This is a genomic window from Ancylobacter novellus DSM 506, from assembly GCF_000092925.1.
GTDB classification, from domain to species: domain Bacteria; phylum Pseudomonadota; class Alphaproteobacteria; order Rhizobiales; family Xanthobacteraceae; genus Ancylobacter; species Ancylobacter novellus.
The window spans coordinates 4,236,909-4,253,561 of sequence record NC_014217.1; the positions used below are offsets into that span (position 1 = coordinate 4,236,909).

16 protein-coding genes and 1 pseudogene are annotated in these 16,653 nt (G+C 69.8%); 10 read left to right on the top strand and 7 right to left on the bottom strand.

Annotated elements, in window-relative coordinates:
• Positions 1 to 203: 203 nt before the first annotated feature.
• Positions 204 to 2,882 carry a pyruvate, phosphate dikinase gene (gene ppdK / locus SNOV_RS19945; RefSeq protein ID WP_013168778.1) on the top strand — a complete coding sequence of 893 codons (2,679 nt, stop codon included), beginning with the start codon at positions 204 to 206 and terminating at the stop codon, positions 2,880 to 2,882.
• Between the two features lie 98 nt (positions 2,883 to 2,980).
• Here ppdK and mutS read toward each other — a convergent pair whose 3' ends face one another.
• Both mutS and SNOV_RS19955 read right to left on the bottom strand, forming a co-directional pair.
• A complete protein-coding gene (mutS, locus tag SNOV_RS19950) occupies positions 2,981 to 5,773 on the bottom strand; it encodes a DNA mismatch repair protein MutS (protein WP_013168779.1) in 2,793 nt (930 codons plus the stop codon).
• Between the two features lie 224 nt (positions 5,774 to 5,997).
• On the bottom strand, positions 5,998 to 6,477 hold the full coding sequence (locus tag SNOV_RS19955) for an MmcB family DNA repair protein (protein ID WP_013168780.1): 480 nt from the start codon (positions 6,475 to 6,477) through the stop codon (positions 5,998 to 6,000).
• Between the two features lie 154 nt (positions 6,478 to 6,631).
• Between SNOV_RS19955 and SNOV_RS19960 the strand changes: the two genes are divergently transcribed.
• Together SNOV_RS19960 and SNOV_RS19965 are read left to right on the top strand one after the other, a co-directional pair.
• Positions 6,632 to 7,216: a chromate transporter gene (locus SNOV_RS19960; protein ID WP_013168781.1), complete on the top strand. Its 585-nt coding sequence runs from the start codon at positions 6,632 to 6,634 to the stop codon at positions 7,214 to 7,216.
• The gene (locus tag SNOV_RS19965; protein ID WP_013168782.1) at positions 7,213 to 7,743 is read left to right on the top strand and encodes a chromate transporter; all 531 of its coding nucleotides are present in this window, start codon (positions 7,213 to 7,215) and stop codon (positions 7,741 to 7,743) included. The genes SNOV_RS19960 and SNOV_RS19965 overlap by 4 nt, the downstream gene beginning before the upstream one ends.
• A 2-nt stretch (positions 7,744 to 7,745) precedes the next feature.
• On the opposite strand, the gene SNOV_RS19970 is transcribed toward SNOV_RS19965, so the two are convergent.
• Positions 7,746 to 9,197 (bottom strand): MATE family efflux transporter, encoded by a 1,452-nt coding sequence (locus SNOV_RS19970; RefSeq protein ID WP_041782449.1) that lies wholly within the window; start codon positions 9,195 to 9,197, stop codon positions 7,746 to 7,748.
• 187 nt (positions 9,198 to 9,384) lie between these two features.
• Between SNOV_RS19970 and argB the strand changes: the two genes are divergently transcribed.
• From argB to dapE, 4 genes are all read left to right on the top strand, one after another.
• Positions 9,385 to 10,302, top strand: coding sequence for an acetylglutamate kinase (argB, locus tag SNOV_RS19975; RefSeq protein WP_013168784.1), 918 nt, complete (start codon positions 9,385 to 9,387; stop codon positions 10,300 to 10,302).
• Positions 10,303 to 10,493: 191 nt separating this feature from the next.
• The gene (locus SNOV_RS19980) at positions 10,494 to 11,213 is read left to right on the top strand and encodes a pyrimidine 5'-nucleotidase (protein ID WP_013168785.1); all 720 of its coding nucleotides are present in this window, start codon (positions 10,494 to 10,496) and stop codon (positions 11,211 to 11,213) included.
• Between the two features lie 126 nt (positions 11,214 to 11,339).
• Entirely contained in the window at positions 11,340 to 12,182 is an 843-nt protein-coding gene (dapD, locus tag SNOV_RS19985) for a 2,3,4,5-tetrahydropyridine-2,6-dicarboxylate N-succinyltransferase (protein WP_013168786.1), read from the top strand.
• Between the two features lie 39 nt (positions 12,183 to 12,221).
• Positions 12,222 to 13,415 (top strand): succinyl-diaminopimelate desuccinylase, encoded by a 1,194-nt coding sequence (dapE, locus tag SNOV_RS19990; protein ID WP_013168787.1) that lies wholly within the window; start codon positions 12,222 to 12,224, stop codon positions 13,413 to 13,415.
• Here the strand turns inward: dapE and SNOV_RS19995 are convergent, their stop codons facing one another.
• Entirely contained in the window at positions 13,416 to 13,679 is a 264-nt protein-coding gene (locus tag SNOV_RS19995) for a porin (RefSeq protein WP_244412803.1), read from the bottom strand.
• A gap of 110 nt (positions 13,680 to 13,789) precedes the next feature.
• On the opposite strand from SNOV_RS19995, the gene SNOV_RS20000 reads away from it, so the two are divergent.
• The 3 genes from SNOV_RS20000 to SNOV_RS20010 all read left to right on the top strand — a co-directional run bounded on the left by SNOV_RS20000 (position 13,790) and on the right by SNOV_RS20010 (position 15,229).
• Positions 13,790 to 14,233, top strand: coding sequence for an NUDIX hydrolase (locus tag SNOV_RS20000; RefSeq protein WP_013168789.1), 444 nt, complete (start codon positions 13,790 to 13,792; stop codon positions 14,231 to 14,233).
• Positions 14,234 to 14,420: 187 nt separating this feature from the next.
• On the top strand, positions 14,421 to 14,813 hold the full coding sequence (locus SNOV_RS20005) for a TIGR02301 family protein (protein WP_041783699.1): 393 nt from the start codon (positions 14,421 to 14,423) through the stop codon (positions 14,811 to 14,813).
• A 143-nt stretch (positions 14,814 to 14,956) separates the two neighbouring features.
• Complete coding sequence (locus tag SNOV_RS20010) at positions 14,957 to 15,229, top strand: hypothetical protein (protein ID WP_013168791.1); 273 nt, start codon at positions 14,957 to 14,959, stop codon at positions 15,227 to 15,229.
• A gap of 318 nt (positions 15,230 to 15,547) precedes the next feature.
• Here the strand turns inward: SNOV_RS20010 and rpsU are convergent, their stop codons facing one another.
• From rpsU to SNOV_RS24180, 3 genes and pseudogenes are all read right to left on the bottom strand, one after another.
• Entirely contained in the window at positions 15,548 to 15,787 is a 240-nt protein-coding gene (gene rpsU, locus SNOV_RS20015) for a 30S ribosomal protein S21 (RefSeq protein WP_013168792.1), read from the bottom strand.
• Between the two features lie 222 nt (positions 15,788 to 16,009).
• The gene (locus SNOV_RS24175; RefSeq protein WP_417872119.1) at positions 16,010 to 16,339 is read right to left on the bottom strand and encodes a DUF1330 domain-containing protein; all 330 of its coding nucleotides are present in this window, start codon (positions 16,337 to 16,339) and stop codon (positions 16,010 to 16,012) included.
• Positions 16,331 to 16,630, bottom strand: a pseudogene (locus SNOV_RS24180) (DUF1330 domain-containing protein); the annotation flags it as partial. The gene SNOV_RS24175 and the pseudogene SNOV_RS24180, both read right to left, overlap by 9 nt.
• Positions 16,631 to 16,653: the final 23 nt, after the last annotated feature.

The following is a 16,653-nucleotide window of genomic DNA, read 5'->3' on the forward strand; positions in this document are numbered from 1 at the left end:
CTGCGGCACGAAGGATCATGGTGCACTGCGAATTGATGGATTGAAGGAATGGGGCCAGGGCGCTAGATGATCCTTGGAAAAGGGTCTCGGCCATTTTCCGGGATGTAGCCTAACTATTTGTCTGTGCTCAACATTCGGCCTTGGTCGAATTTCCATCACGGCGAAGAGGCCCCCTCCGGCCTCTCCTCAACAGGGCTTCCGACATGACGAAATGGGTCTACGCCTTCGGCGACGGTACTGCGGAAGGTGCGGCGGATATGCGCAACTTGCTCGGCGGCAAGGGCGCGAATCTCGCGGAAATGTCCAATCTCGGCCTGCCGGTGCCCCCCGGCTTCACCATCTCCACCGAGGTCTGCACCTACTATTACGCGAACGGCAACAGCTATCCCCCGGAGCTGAAGGCCGCCGTCGACGACGCGCTCGCCCATGTCGGCAAGCTCACCGGCCGCACTTTCGGCGATGCCGCCAACCCGCTGCTCGTCTCCGTGCGCTCGGGTGCCCGCGCCTCCATGCCCGGCATGATGGACACGGTGCTGAACCTCGGGCTGAACGACACGACGGTGGAGGCGCTGGCCGCCTCCTCGGGCGATGCCCGCTTCGCCTATGACAGCTACCGCCGCTTCATCCAGATGTACTCGAACGTGGTGCTGGACTTCCCGCACCATCATTTCGAGGAGGTGCTGGACGGCTACAAGGCCGATAACGGCCTCAACCTCGACACCGACCTCTCCGCCGGGGACTGGAAGGAGATCGTCGCCCGCTACAAGAAGCTCGTGCAGCACGAGCTCGGCCGGGCCTTCCCGCAGGACCCGCACGACCAGCTCTGGGGCGCCATCGGCGCCGTGTTCGGCTCGTGGATGAACCAGCGCGCCATCGTCTATCGCCGTCTGCACCAGATCCCGGAGAGCTGGGGCACGGCGGTGAACGTGCAGGCCATGGTGTTCGGCAATATGGGCGACACGTCCGCAACGGGCGTCGCCTTCACCCGCAACCCCTCCACCGGCGAGAACGCGCTCTATGGCGAGTTCCTGATCAACGCCCAGGGCGAGGACGTGGTGGCGGGCATCCGCACGCCGCAGAACATCACCGAGGCCGCGCGCATCGAGGCCGGCTCCGACAAGCCGTCCATGGAGAAGGCGCTGCCGGAGGTGTTCACCGAGTTTAACCGCATCGCCGGCGTGCTGGAGCAGCACTACCGCGACATGCAGGACCTCGAATTCACCGTCGAGCGCGGCAAGCTGTGGATGCTGCAGACCCGTTCGGGCAAGCGCACCGCCAAGGCCTCGCTGCGCATCGCGGTCGAGCTCGCCAATGACGGCGTGATCACCCGCGAGGAGGCCATTGCCCGTGTCGATCCGGCGGCACTCGACCAGCTGCTGCATCCGATGCTCGACCCCAAGGCCGAGAAGAAGGTTATCGGCACCGGCCTGCCGGCCTCGCCGGGCGCCGCTTCCGGCGAGATCGTGTTCTCGGCGGATGACGCGGAGCTGCTGAAGTCGCAGGGCCGCAAGGTCATCCTCGTGCGCATCGAGACGTCGCCTGAGGACATCCACGGCATGCACGCCGCTCAGGGCATCCTCACCACGCGCGGCGGCATGACCTCGCACGCCGCCGTGGTGGCGCGCGGCATGGGCAAGCCCTGCGTCTGCGGCGCCGGCACCATCCGCGTCGACTACGCGGCGGGCACGCTCACCTCCGGCGGCGTGACGCTGAAGAAGGGCGAGATCCTCACCATCGACGGCGCCACCGGCCAGGTGATCGCCGGCGCGGTGCCCACCCTCCAGCCGGAGCTGTCCGGCGAGTTCGCCACGCTGATGGGCTGGGCCGACGGCGTGCGCCGCCTCAAGGTGCGCGCCAATGCCGAGACCCCGTTGGATGCCCGCACCGCCAAGAACTTCGGCGCCGAGGGCATCGGCCTCTCGCGCACCGAGCACATGTTCTTTGACGGCGACCGCATCCGTTCCGTACGCGAAATGATCCTGGCGGATGACGAGAAGGGCCGCCGCGCCGCGCTGTCGAAGCTGCTCGCCGCCCAGCGCTCGGACTTCCAGGAGCTGTTCGAGATCATGGACGGGCTCCCCGTCACCATCCGCCTGCTCGACCCGCCGCTGCACGAATTCCTGCCGCACACCGACGCCGAGATCGCGGAAGTGGCTGAGGGCCTCGGGGTTTCCGCCGCCAAGCTCGCCGCCCGCAAGCGCGAGTTCGACGAGTTCAACCCGATGCTCGGCTTCCGCGGCTGCCGTCTCGCCATCGCCTTCCCGGAGATCGCCGAGATGCAGGCGCGCGCCATCTTCGAGGCGGCCGTCGCCGCGCAGAAGTCGACCGGCAAGCCGGTGGTGCCGGAGGTGATGGTGCCGCTGATCACCGGCAAGAAGGAATTCGATCTGGTCAAGGAAGTCATCGACGCCGCGGCCAGGAAGGTCGAGGCGGAGACCGGCGCCAAGGTCGAGTACCAGGTCGGCACCATGATCGAGCTGCCGCGCGCGGCGCTCAAGGCCGGCGAGATCGCCGAGACGGCGGAATTCTTCTCCTACGGCACCAACGACCTGACCCAGACCACCTACGGCATCTCGCGCGACGACGCCGGCACGTTCCTGGGCACCTATGTCGGCAAGGGCATCTTCGAGGTCGACCCCTTCGTGTCGATCGACGTCGAGGGCGTGGGCGAGCTGGTGAAGATCGCCACCGAGCGCGGCCGCGCCGTGCGCCCGAAGCTCAAGCTCGGCATCTGCGGCGAGCATGGCGGCGACCCGGCTTCCGTCGCCTTCTGCGAGGAAGTGGGGCTCGACTACGTGTCCTGCTCGCCCTTCCGCGTCCCGATCGCCCGCCTCGCCGCGGCGCAGGCCGCGCTCAGGACGCAGGCGGCGAGCCAGGCGTAAAAAGCGCCGCGCCTTCCCAAAACAACGTCATGCCCGGGTCAAGCCCGGGCATGACGATCATCCTTGGCCACGCCGTCCCACTGGCAGAATGAGGTTGCCTACCCGCCCTTCGCCGCCGCCTTCAGCCGGTACAGCGCCTCCAGCGCCTCGCGCGGGGTCATCTCGTCGGGATCGAGGCCCGAGAGCGCCGTCTTCACCGCTTCCGCCGCCGGGTCGGCCTTGGCGGCCGGCGCGGGCGCGCGGTTGATGGCGGCGAAGAGGGGGAGGTCGTCAAGGATGCGCTGCGCCGGGGCCGCGCGGTCGGCGTTCTCCAGCTCGGTGAGCACCGCCCGCGCGCGGGAAACCACCGCCGGCGGCAGGCCGGCGAGCTTGGCGACCTGGATGCCGTAGGAGCGGTCGGCGGCGCCCGGCACGACCTCGTGCAGGAAGATCACCTCGCCCTCCCACTCCTTCACCTTCACCGTCGCGTTGACGAGGCGGGCGAGGCGCTGGGAGAGGGCGGTCAGCTCGTGGAAATGGGTGGCGAACAGGCCGCGGCAGCGATTGACCTCGTGCAGGTGCTCCAGGCTCGCCCAGGCGATGGAGAGGCCGTCGAAGGTCGCGGTGCCCCGCCCGATCTCGTCGAGGATGACCAGCGAGCGTTCCGTCGCCTGGTTGAGGATGGCGGCGGTCTCGACCATCTCGACCATGAAGGTCGAGCGCCCGCGCGCGAGGTCATCCGCCGCGCCGACGCGCGAGAACAGGCGGTCGACGACGCCGATCTTCGCCAGCCGCGCGGGAACGAAGGCGCCGGCCTGGGCGAGGATGGCGATCAGCGCGTTCTGGCGCAGGAAAGTCGACTTGCCCGCCATGTTGGGGCCGGTGACCAGCCAGATGCGGCCGGACGTTGAGCCCCTATTGGCCGCTTCCGGCGGCGAGAGTTCGCAGTCATTGGCGACGAACGGCCCGCCGTCGCGCCGCAGCGCCTGCTCGACCACCGGATGGCGGCCGCCCTCGATCAGGAAGTCGAGCCCGTCATGCACGTCCGGGCGCACATGCGTTTCGTCCACGGCGAGCTTCGCCAGCCCGGCGGTGACGTCGATCACCGCCAGCGCCTCGGCGCAGGCGCGGATGGCTTCCGAGTGAGTGAGCACCGCGGCGGCGAGCTCGTCGAAGATGCGCTGCTCCAGGGCCAGCGCCCGCTCGCCGGCGCTGGCGATCTTCGCCTCCAGCTCGGCGAGCTCGGTGGAGGTGAAGCGCATCGCCCCCGCCATGGTCTGGCGGTGCATGAAGACGGCGTCGAAGGGCGGCTCGCGCAGCCGGTCGGCATTCTGCTGGGAGACCTCGACGAAATAGCCGAGCACGGCATTGTGCCGGATCTTCAGCGCCCGGACGCCGGTCTCCTCGACATAGCGCCGCTCCAGCGCCGCCACCACGCGCCTGCTCTCGTCGCGCAGCGCGCGGGTGGCGTCGAGCTCCTCGCTATAGCCCGGCCGGGTGAAGCCGCCGTCCCGGCGGTTGAGCGGCAATTCGTCGTCGAGTGCCGCGCCGAGCATGGCGGCGAGCGTGGGATCGACACTGGCGAGTATGCGCGCGGCTTCCGCCAGTTCCGCCGGCGCCGGCGAGGCGGCGATCAGCGCGGAAATAGTGGCACCCTCGGTGAGGCCCCGGCCGATGGCGGCAAGATCACGCGGGCCGGAGCGGCCGAGCGCGACACGCGAGAGCGCACGGGCAAGGTCCGGCGCGCCGGCGAGGCGGTCGCGCAATTGCGCGCGCAGCGCCGTCTCGTCGACCAGATGCTCCACCGCGTCGAGCCGCGCGGCGATGCGGAAGGGGTCGGTCAGCGGCTCGGCGAGGCGGCGGGACAATAGCCGCGCGCCGGCCGAGGTGACGGTGCGGTCGACCGAGGCGCACAGGCTCCCCGCCCGGTCGCCGGTGGTGGTGCGCAGGATCTCCAGATTCGCCCGCGTCGCCGGGTCGATGACCATGGCGTCGGCGGCCGCCTCGCGCTGCGGCCGGTTCAGCGGCGGGCGGGCGCCGAGCTGGGTGCGCTCGACATAGGCGACGATGGCGGCGGCAGCGCTGAGTTCGGCGCGGGAGAAGCTGCCGAAGGAATCGAGCGTCGCCACCTGGAAGAAGCCGGCGAGGCGCCGCTCGGCGCTGGCGCCGTCGAAGGCTTCCTTGGGCAGCGGCGTCACCGCAGGCAGCGCGCGCCAGACCGCCTTGAAGGCCGGCTCGTCATAGACCGCGTCGGCCAGCAGCAGCTCGGCCGGCTCGATACGGGCGAGGTCGGCGGCGAGGCGCAAAGCGTCGGTCTCGGCGACGCGGAAGCTGCCCGTCGAGATGTCGGCGAAGGCGAGGGCGTAGACGTAGCCGTCCTCGCCGTCGCCCCCACGCACCCGCGCCACGGCGGCGAGCACGTTCTCGCGCCGCGCGTCGAGCAGCGCGTCCTCGGTCAGCGTGCCCGGCGTGACCAGGCGGATGACGTCGCGCTTCACCACGCTCTTCGGGCCGCGCTTCTTGGCCTCGGCCGGGTCCTCGATCTGCTCGCAGACGGCGACGCGGTGGCCGGCGGCGATCAGCTTGTGCAGATATTCCTCGGCGCGCTCCACCGGCACGCCGCACATCGGGATGTCCTCGCCCTGGTGCTTGCCGCGCTTGGTCAGCACTATGCCGAGCGTGCGGGACGCCGTCTCGGCGTCGTCGAAGAACAGCTCGTAGAAGTCGCCCATCCGGTAGAACAGCAGGCTGCCGGGATTGGCGGTCTTGATCTCGATGTACTGCGCCATCATGGGCGTGACGCGCTCGCCTTCGGCGGGCGCTTTGGGCGTGACGCGGTTCTCCGCCGCGTCCTTCGACGCGGGCAGGGGCGCGGCCTCGTCCGGTGGAATCTCGTTCACGCGGGCATCCATGGAAAAGACGCTGGCAGAGGGGGAGGTCGCGTTTCAAGCGCGGTGGGCGGTTTTCCCCCGTCCAGATTCAAATCGGGCATATCGGCACGGGCCTGCGTCCTTCGAGGCTCGCTGCGCGAGCACCTCAGGATGACGAAGTACGTGCAACCGAGGAACCGTCGTCATGCTGAGGTGCCGGCCGCAGGCTGGCCTCGAAGCACGCACGCTCCTCTGCCGACCAGCCCCTAAAGCTCGATCCCGCGTAGCGCCTCGGGGTCCATCAGCCCCATCAGCCGCCCGGCGGCGGTGCGGGCGAGGCGGAGCGTGAGCGCCTTGCGGGTGGCGCCCGGCATGGGGTGGTGCGGCGCCTCGCGGATCAGCCCGGCACCGAACTGGTCGGCGACCATGATGCCGGTATCCTCCGGCAATATGTCGAGCGGGAAGTCCGGGCCGACGGCGAAGAACAGCCGGTCGCAATGGAAGCGGTAGTCGGTCCATTTGCGGTCGGTGCGGAAGTCGATCACCGAGGACTTGATCTCGACCACCCACACCTCGCCGCGCATGTCGATCGCGGCGATGTCGGCGCGGCGGCCGGAGGCGAGGGAGAATTCCGGCACGCCGACGAGGCCACGGGCGCCGAGATAGCGCAGCGCCCCGCGCTGGATGGCGCGGGCCATCTCCGACTGGCGGCCGTCTATGGGCATGACGAGGGCGGGTTCGCTCATGGCTGTACTCTATCCGTTCTCCTCGTCGGGAGGAAAGGGGCCGCGAACAGGCGAGGCGGTTGGATTTGTCCGTACCAGGATGCATTTTGCATTATCAGCCGGCGGCGATTGGTCTATAGCGGCGATATCGCCAGCTCGCCCGCCCTGCGATTCCATGCTCAGCCCCGCCCCGACCGATAGCCCGAGCACGCCCGATCCGGGGTTGCTGGAGCTGTTCGTCGGTTTTCTCTCGGTGGCGATGGTCGCCTTCGGCGGGGTGCTGCCGATCGCCCGGCGGGCGCTGGTCGAGCGCTATCGCTGGCTCACCCCCGACGAGTTCACCGAGGCGATCGGCCTCTCCCAGTTCCTGCCCGGGCCGAACATCGTCAACCTGGCGGTCGTGGTCGGCGCGCGCTTCCGCGGCGTGCCGGGGGCTGTCGCCGCCGTGCTCGGGCTCACCGTGGTGCCGGCGGTCGGCGTGGTGCTGGCGGGCGTCGTCTTCACCCGCTACGCCGATATCGGCGCGGTCTCCAGCATGCTGGCGGGGCTGGCGGCGGCGGCGGCCGGACTGGTCATCTCGATGGCGCTGCGCATGGCCGAGCCGCTGTGGCGGCGCCCGCGCGTCCACACCGCGCTGATCGCGCTGGCGGCCTTCACCGGCGTCGCGGTGCTGCAATGGTCGCTGCCCATGGTCATCCTGGCGCTGGCGCCGGTGTCGATCGGGCTGTCCTGGTGGGCCGAGCGGAGGAAGGGGCGATGAACGACAACGACCCGGTGGTCTCGCTCGCCCTGCATTTCCTCGCCATCTCGCCCTTCACCGTCGGCGGCGTGAACGCGGTGGTGCCGGAGATGCACCGCCAGATCGTCGAGGTCGCCGGCTGGATGACCGACGCCCAGTTCTCCCAGGCCTTCGCCATCGCGCAGGCGGCGCCGGGCCCGAACATGCTCATCGTCACGCTGATCGGCTGGCATGTCGCCGGCACGCTCGGCGCCGTCGTGGCGACGCTGGCGCTGATGGGGCCGACCTGCGTGCTGGCCTATGTGGTCGGCGGCGTCTGGCACCGCTTTCGCGCGGCGCGCTGGCGGCGCATCGTGCAGGGCGGGCTGGTGCCGCTGACCATCGGCCTCATCGCCGCTTCCGGTGTCGTGCTGGCGGAGGGCGCGGCGCGTACGCCGATGACCGCGGTCTTCACCGTGGTCGCCGCGTTGGTGCTCTATTTCACCCGCCTCAGCCCGCTGTGGATGCTGGCCGCCGGCGCCGCGCTCGGCGTCGCCGGGATCATCTGAGCCTATCTGAGCCCTTCGGTCTCGATGGCGGTGGCGTCCTCGCCGCGCGAGAAGGGCGGCAGTTCCGCTCCGGCGAGGGGGGACGCAGGCTCGGGCGGGCGGCTGCGGGCGTCGAGGCGCCTCACCACAGCGAAAGCCGAGATGAGAGCCGCCACGCCGAAGGCGACCGAGCCCAGCGCCTGGCCGGCGATCACGCCGATGGCGCCGAAGAAATGCCCGCCCGCCCAGACGAAGGGGATGGTGCCGAGCGTCGCCCGGCCCCAGTTGAACAGGGTCGAGAGCAGCGGCGCGCCGAGATTGTTGAAGGCGGCGTTGGCGACGAACAGCGCGCCGAAGAAGATGTAGGCGCCGGCGGCGAAGAGGCAGAAGAACTCGACCAGCGCCTCGCCCTCCGGCGACAGGCCGAACACGGTCGCGATCGGATGGCGCGCCAGCGCCATGACCAGCCAGACCAGCAGCACATAGCCGAGCGTCAGCTTCAGGCTGTCGCGGATCGCCTGCCGCACCCGGTCATAGCGCAGCGCGCCGACATTCTGGCCGATCACCGGGCCGATGGCGCCGGTGAGCGCGAAGAGCGGGCCGAAGGCGACCGGGATCAGCCGGCCGATCACCGCCCAGGCGGCCACCGCCGCGTCGCCATGCGGGGCGAGCGCATAGGTGACATAGGCGTTGCCGACCGGGGTGGCGACATTGGTGAGGATCGCCGGCACGGCGATGGCCGAGAGCGGCGCGAGGTCGGTCAGCAGGCCCTTCAGGCTCGGCCGCTCGGCGAGCCCGTGGACCCGCACCACCGCGTAGAGGCCGTAGGCGGCCATCACCACCCGCGAGAGCACCGAGGCGATGGCGGCGCCCTCCACGCCCAGGCCGAGCGCGAGGATCAGCAGCGGGTCGAGCATCGCGGTGGCGATGCCGCCCGACAGCGTCACCCACATGGAGCGGCGCGCATCGCCCACGCCGCGCAGCGTGCCGGAGGCGGCCATGCCGAGCCCGAGCAGCGGAGTGGAGGGCAGCACGATGAGGAGGAAGTCCTCGGCCAATTCCAGCGTGCGCCCGCTGGCGCCGAGCAGGGACAGCATCGGCTCCAGCACGGGCAGCATCAGCACCGTCATCAGCCCGCTCGCCAGCGTCATGTAGAGGAAGCCGGAGGTCGACAGCCGCCGTCCGTCCTGCATGCGGCCGCTGCCGACCGCGCGCGCCACCAGCGCCGAGCCGGCGATCATCACGCCGATGGCGACCGAGGTGGTGAAGAACATCACCGTGCCGGCATAGCCGATGGCCGCCGCCAGCTCCTCCTCGCCGAGCAGCGAGATGTAGAAGAGGTTGAGCAGGTCGACGACGAAGACGGCGACGAGGCCCACCGATCCCGTCGCGGTCATCACCGCGACATGGCGCAGCGTCGAGCCTTCGATGAAGCGTGCCTGCATGGGGCGCGGGCTGGGGACGGGCCTGCTCATGCCCGAGCATATGGCACGGAAGGGCGGTCGCGGACAGGAGGGCGGCCGCAACCTTTGGCTTGCGCGCACGCCCGCGGCGCTGGCCGGCAAGGGCGATTGAGAAGCGTCACCGAAATCGGCTAGAAGGGCTCGCCTGTCCCGCCCCTGCGGCCGCCACCGGCCCGCCCGCGTCCACGGATTCCCGCCCATGACCGCCGAGACCGCCGCCGAGACCGCCGCCGACATCATCGACGACCACGCCAAGGCCCGCGTGCTGGTGCAGGCGCTGCCGCACATGCAGCGCTACGACGACGCCATCGTCGTGGTGAAATATGGCGGCCACGCCATGGGCGACGAGCAGGTGGCGCGGGACTTCGCGCAGGACATCGTGCTGCTCGAGCAGTCCGGCGTGAACCCGGTGGTGGTGCATGGCGGCGGCCCGCAGATCGGCGCCATGCTGGCCAAGCTCGGCATCAAGTCCGAATTCGCCGCCGGCCTGCGCATCACCGACAAGGCCACCGTCGAGATCGTCGAGATGGTGCTGGCCGGCTCGATCAACAAATCCCTGGTCGGCTTCATCAACGAGGCCGGCGGCAAGGCGCTCGGCCTCAGCGGCAAGGACGGCAACATGGTCCTCGCCTCCAAGGTGACGCGCTCCGTCCGCGACCCGGATTCCAACATCGAGCAGGTGATCGACCTCGGCTTCGTCGGCGAGCCGGAGACGGTGGACACCACCGTGCTCGACCAGATCCTCGGCCGCGATCTCATCCCGGTGCTGGCGCCGGTCGCCACCGGCGTTGACGGCGGCACCTTCAACGTCAACGCCGACACCTTCGCCGGCGCCATCGCCGGTGCGCTCAAGGCCAAGCGCCTGCTGCTGCTCACCGACGTGCCGGGCGTGCTCGACGCCGACAAGCAGCTGATCAAGGAGCTGACCATCTCCCAAGCGCGGGCGCTGATCGCCGACGGCACCATCTCCGGCGGCATGATCCCGAAGGTCGAGACCTGCATCTACGCGCTGGAGCAGGGCGTCGAGGGGGTGGTGATCCTCGACGGCAAGGTGCCGCATTCGGTGCTGCTGGAGCTGCTGACCGACCACGGCTCCGGCACGCTGATGACGCGCTGATCCAACCCCGCGCGCGACCTCATCCTGAGGTGCGCGCGCAGCGCGCCTCGAAGGATGCTCGCTTAAGCGCACCCGGACGAGCATCCTTCGAGGCCCGGCCTGTGGCCGGGCACCTCAGGATGAGGGCGTGACAGGCGGGGAGCGCGAATCCCGCCTCGCCTCGCTGATCGGTCTTCGCTATGGATGGCGCCATGCCGACTTCAGCCCGCGCCGATGCTTCCGCCATCGATTTCTCCCATGTCGAGACATGGGTGTTCGACCTCGACAACACGCTCTATCCGCCGGGCCTCGATCTGTGGCGGCAGATCGATGTGAAGATGCGCGCCTATATCTCGCGCTTCCTCGGCATCACGCTCGACGAGGCCTTCGCGCTGCAGAAGGGCTATTACCGCAAATACGGCACCTCGCTGCGCGGGCTGATGATCGAGCACGCCATGGACCCCGACGCCTTCCTCGCCGAGGTCCACGCCATCGACCTGACCTCGCTGGAGGCGGCGCCGGCGCTGGGCGAGGCGATCGGCGCGCTCCCCGGTCGCAAGCTGGTCTACACCAACGGCTCGCGCGGCCATGCCGAGCAGGTGTTGAACAAGCTCGGCATCTCCGACCACTTCGCCGACGTGCACGACATCGTCTCGGCCGAGTTTCATCCCAAGCCGCAGGAGAGCGCCTATCGCGGCTTCCTTGCCCGCTTCGAGGTCGATCCGGGCCGTGCCGCCATGTTCGAGGACCTCGCGCGGAACCTCGAAGTGCCGGCGCAGCTCGGCATGCGCACCGTGCTCGTCGTGCCGCCGGGCCTTGCCGTGAACCCCGCCGACCGCGAGGCGTGGGAGCACGAGGGCCGCGACGGCGAGCATATCGACGTGGTGACGGACGACCTGACCGGCTTCCTGAACAGCTTGCGCGCCCCATAGGGCACCTCAGGATGAGGACAGTCCCGTGGAGGCGAAGTTCGCCGGCTCCCAAGCGGTTCGCCCACATCCCCGTTGACAGAAACCGCCCGCGACCGGACAAGACCCGCCGGACAGCGGGAGAGTGACATGTCGAGCGAGCTTCAGAGCACCATCGAGGCGGCCTTCGAGGACCGCGCGTCGATCAATTTCGAGACCGGCGGCGCTGTGCGCCACGCGGTCAACGAGGCGCTCGGCCTGCTCGACGCCGGCAAGGCGCGCGTCGCCGAGCCGGGCGCGGACGGCAAGTGGACCGTCAACCAGTGGCTCAAGAAGGCGGTGCTGCTCTCCTTCCGCCTCAACGACATGAGCGCTATCCCCGGCGCGCCGGGCGGCGCGCATTGGTGGGACAAGGTGCCCTCCAAGTTCGACGGCTGGGGCGAGAGCGAATTCCGCGCGGCCGGCTTCCGCGCCGTGCCGGGCGCCATCGTGCGCCGCTCGGCCTATATCGCCCCGAACGTCGTGCTGATGCCGTCCTTCGTCAATCTCGGCGCCCATGTCGGCGCCAGCACCATGGTCGACACCTGGGCGACCGTCGGCTCCTGCGCGCAGATCGGCGCCAATGTGCACCTGTCCGGCGGCGTCGGCATCGGCGGCGTGCTGGAGCCGCTGCAGGCCGGCCCGGTGATCATCGAGGACGACTGCTTCATCGGCGCCCGCTCCGAGGTGGTCGAGGGCGTGGTGGTGCGCCGCGGCTCCGTGCTCTCCATGGGCGTGTTCATCTCCGCCACCACCAAGATCGTCGACCGCGCCACCGGCGAGGTGTTCGTCGGCGAGGTGCCGGCCTATTCCGTCGTGGTGCCCGGCTCGCTCCCCGGCAAGCCGCTGCCGGACGGCACGCCCGGCCCCTCGCTCTACTGCGCGGTGATCGTCAAGCGCGTCGACGAGCAGACCCGCTCCAAGACCTCGATCAACGACCTGCTGCGGGATTGATCGGCGCCGGCGGGCGGCGAGCGGACACAGGAGAGTGGCATGGCAGACGTCGTCAGGGCCGATCCCGTCGAGATCCTGCGGGCGCTGATCCGCTGCCCGTCGATAACGCCGGAAGAGGGCGGGGCGCTCGCCTTCCTGGAATCGCTGCTGCGCGCCGCCGGCTTCACCGTCCATCGGGTGAAGCTGACCAGCCCCAACACGCCGGACGTCGAGAACCTCTATGCCCGCTTCGGCGACAAGGGGCCGAACCTCTGCTTCGCCGGCCATACCGACGTGGTGCCGCCGGGCGATCCCGAGCACTGGCGCTTCCCGCCCTTCGAGGGCGCCATCCATGACGGGCTGATCTATGGCCGCGGCGCGGTGGACATGAAGGGCGGGGTCGCCGCCTTCATCGCCGCCGGCCTCGATTTCGCCGGCGCCAATGGCTGGTCGGGCGACGGCGCGCTGCCGGGCTCGATCTCCTTCCTCATCACCGGCGACGAGGAAGGCCCGGCGATCAACGGCACCGAGAAGCTGCTGCGCTGGCTCGCCGACCGCGACGAGCGCATCGACCATTGCGTGCTGGGCGAGCCCTCCTCGCGCGCCGCGCTCGGCGACATGGTGAAGATCGGCCGGCGCGGCTCGCTGTCGGGCTCGCTCACCGTGCACGGCAAGCAGGGCCATGTCGGCTATCCGCACCTCGCCGAGAACCCGATCCCCGGCATGGTGAAGCTGCTCGCCGGGCTGCAGGCCGAGCCGCTCGACCGCGGCACCGAGCATTTCCAGGCCTCGAACCTCGAGGTCGTCTCGGTCGACGTCGGCAACCCGGCCTTTAACGTCATCCCGGCCGAGGCGCGGGCGCGCTTCAACATCCGCTTCAACGAGCTGTGGACCCCGGCGACGCTCACCGCCGAGATCGAGCGCCGGCTGAAGGCCGCCGCCGGCAACGAGGTGCGCTTCTCGCTCGCCATCGAGCCGCGCAATTCCGACAGCTTCCTCACCGCGCCGGGCGAATTCGTCGACCTCGTGGTCGACGCGATCGCCACTGCTACCGGGCAGAAGCCGGAGCTCTCCACCACCGGCGGCACCTCGGATGCGCGCTTCATCAAGGATTACTGCCCGGTGGTCGAGTTCGGGCTGGTCGGCACCACCATGCACCAGGTGGACGAGGCGACGCCGGTCGACGAGGTCGAGCGGCTCACCGACGTCTATGCCGGCATCATCGCGCGCTATTTCGCGGCGTTCGGGCGCTGATCATTTGCTCTTCAGGGCCGGCGCGAGGGCATCGACCCTGGCCGAGCCGGAGACGTCGGTGCCATAGGCGTCGGTCTGCACGCTGCTGCTCATCTTCACGCAGGTCTGCGTGCCCGGAACCCGGGCGAAGCCGGCGCCATAGCTGGCGCAGACCGGGTCCGGCTTGGCGGTCGTCGCGGCCTGCGGCCCGTTCTGCGCCGCGGCCGGCAGGGCGGTGAGCAGCATTGCGGCGAGGATCGCCGTCCTTGCGTGAACCTGTCTCATCGCCGCTCCCTTGAACATCACCGAAATCTCCGATCCGAATGCGGCCCCTTTCGGGCGCCGGCACCTGCGCTAGCATGGCGCCGATTCGCCTCTCAATGGGAGAAGAGCGCATGTCGACGCCGATCCGGCCCGTTCTCGCGGCCAGCACCGCGGTCTTCCGGGACGGGCGCGTGCTGCTGGCGCGGCGCGGCCGCGCGCCCTCGCCGGGGCTGTGGACCCTGCCCGGCGGCCGGGTCGAACCCGGCGAGACGCTGGCCGAGGCCGCGGCGCGCGAGGTGATGGAGGAGGTCGGCGTCGCCTGCGACATACTCGGCTTCGCCGGGGCGCTCGATGTCATCCAGCGCGATGAGGCCGGCGGCCTTTCCGCCCATTTCGTCGTCGTCAGCCATGCCGCGCGCTGGACCGGCGGCGAGCCGGCGGTCGGGCCGGAGGCGGCCGAGGTCGGCTGGTTCGACCCATCCGTGCTGCCCGAGGAGACGACGCCCGGCCTCGCCGGCATCGTCGAGGCGGCGCGCCTCATCGCCTTCGCCGCCGCCAGCACGCATTCGACGTGAGGGACGCAGGGGTTCCCCCTCATGGCCGGGCTTGACCCGGCCACCCAGTGACCGGGTGCAGGCGGAAAGTCTGGGTTCCCGGGTCAAGCCCGGGGATGAGGAAGGGGAATTGCAGATCGAGGCTCCGGGCCCGGCCTTCGCCCGCGGCCCCTTGACGCTCGCTCTCAGGCAGCGCACCACAGCGGCCATGAACCGCGTCCTCCGCTCCGCCCTCGGTGCCGTCCTCCTGCTCGGTCTTGCCCTGCCGGCGACGGCGCAGACAACGCAGGGCGCGGCGCCGCCTTATGAGGGTGACCTGCTGCGCCTCGCGGAGATCCTCGGCGCGCTGCATTACATCCGCCCGCTCTGCGGGGCGGCGGAGGCGACGCGCTGGCGCGACGAGATGGCCGGCCTGCTCGACGTCGAGGCGCCCTCCGGCGACCGGCGCGGCCAGCTCATCGCCGCCTTCAACAACGGCTATGAGAGCTACAAGCAGGTCTACCGCACCTGCACGCCCTCGGCCGAGCTGGCCAGCCAGCGCTACCTGGAGACGGGCGCAAAACTCTCCCGCGACATTGCGGCGCGCTACGGCAGCAACTGATCCGGCTAGGATGGCGCGAATTCGCCCGGCGTGTCGCATTTTTGCCGCGCCATATTAACCGTCCTTCAATTCTTGGGCGGAACGGCCGGCACGGCGTGCTAAGGTCCAACTCATGGCGCGTCGCTCGCACGCGGAGGATCGAATTGTCCCAGCTTCCGGAAACGCACGACATCGATGGCAAGACCGACAGCGCGCTCGAGGACGAGCGCCACGCCGCGCTCGCCTATCTCGACGAGGCGTGGAACGAGGCCGTCTATGACGGGCTGGACGAGGACTGCCTCGCGCAGGCGGCGCTGTTCACCGCCATCCGCTCCATGGTCGCCACCTATGGCGAGGAAGCCGCCGCGGGCTTCGCCGAGCGCCTCGCCGGCCGCATCCGCGCCGGCGAATACACGGTGCCGTTCAACCGGCAGTGAGGCTGGGCGGTCGTACTCCCGAAACCTGATCCCATAAAGCGCCCTCATCCTGAGGTGCTTGCGCAGCGAGCCTCGAAGGATGAGGGTCGTCGGGATGGTGATTGCCGCCTTCCAACCGTCATCCCCGGGCTTGACCCGGGGATCCACGACTTGGGACCAGCGCGCACCGCGTGGAGCCGACGACGTGGATGGCCGGGTCAAGCCCGGCCATGACGATCCTCAGCGCTGCAACGCAGCCCCAACGACAAAAGCGCGGCGACCCTCGTCACCGCGCTCTGCATGTTCAATCGGCTGCGGGCTGCGGAAGCAGCCGTCGCCTCAGCCGCGGCCGGGAACGGTCTTCGGCTTCGAGGGCAGCAGGCCTTCGCGCTGGGCGCGCTTACGGGCCAGCTTGCGAGCGCGGCGGATGGCCTCGGCCTCCTCGCGGGCGCGCTTCTCGGACGGCTTCTCGTAGTGGCCGCGCAGCTTCATCTCGCGGAAAATGCCTTCGCGCTGCATCTTCTTCTTCAGCGCCTTGAGGGCCTGGTCGACGTTGTTGTCCCGAACGAGAACCTGCACGTGTGTTCCTCTTCGTGCTTCGCTTCACGCATGCGTTGAATTCTGGGCCGGTGCGTAACCTCACGAGGAGGCAGGCGGCCGGTCAAGGTGGCGCAGATAGCAGAACGCGCCCCGCTTGTCCACAAGCCGCCGGCTCAGCAATGCCAACGGGCCGGCCGCGCTTGCGCGTTCGCCTCCCCGCTCGACCGATTCCGCCGCCGCGCGTTCCTGCGCGCAAACGGCTCAGCCGCCATGGACCGCGATCGCCTCGGCGACCGCCGCCTTGGTGCGGAAGCCGAGCGCGTACTGGTATTCGGGCGAGTTGTAGGCCGCGAGCGCGGTCGTGTAGTCGGGGAAGGCGAGGACCACGTTGCGCGAGCGCGCGATGCCGTGCACCGCCTCGTAGCGCCCGCCGCGCACCAGGAACCAGCCCTTGTACTTCTCGACCGCGATGGCGTCGGCGGCGACGTAGGACTTGTAGGTTTCCGGGTCGTGCACATCGATGCGCATCACCCAGTAGCCCGGATCCGGTCCTTCGGGCGGGCCGGAGATGACGCGGGCGGCCGGCTGCACGCCCTCATAGCCCTCGACGATCACATGGTCGCCCTCGGAAGCGGCGAGGCGATGGGTATAGGCGGCCTGGTATTCGGGCGAGTGGAAGCAGGCGAGCGCGGTCTCGTAGTCCTTGAACTCGACCACGACGTTGCGCGAGCGCGACGCGCCTTCCAGCGCCTCGAACTTGCCGCCGCGCACCAGGAAGCGCCCGCCAAAGGCCGCGATGGCGGCGGTGGCGCCCTGGATATAGGGCTTGTAGCCCTCGGCGTCGTTCACATCGAGGCGGCTGATCCAGTAGCCCTTGGCCATCGTCGTGTTCCTCTGTTTGGCGC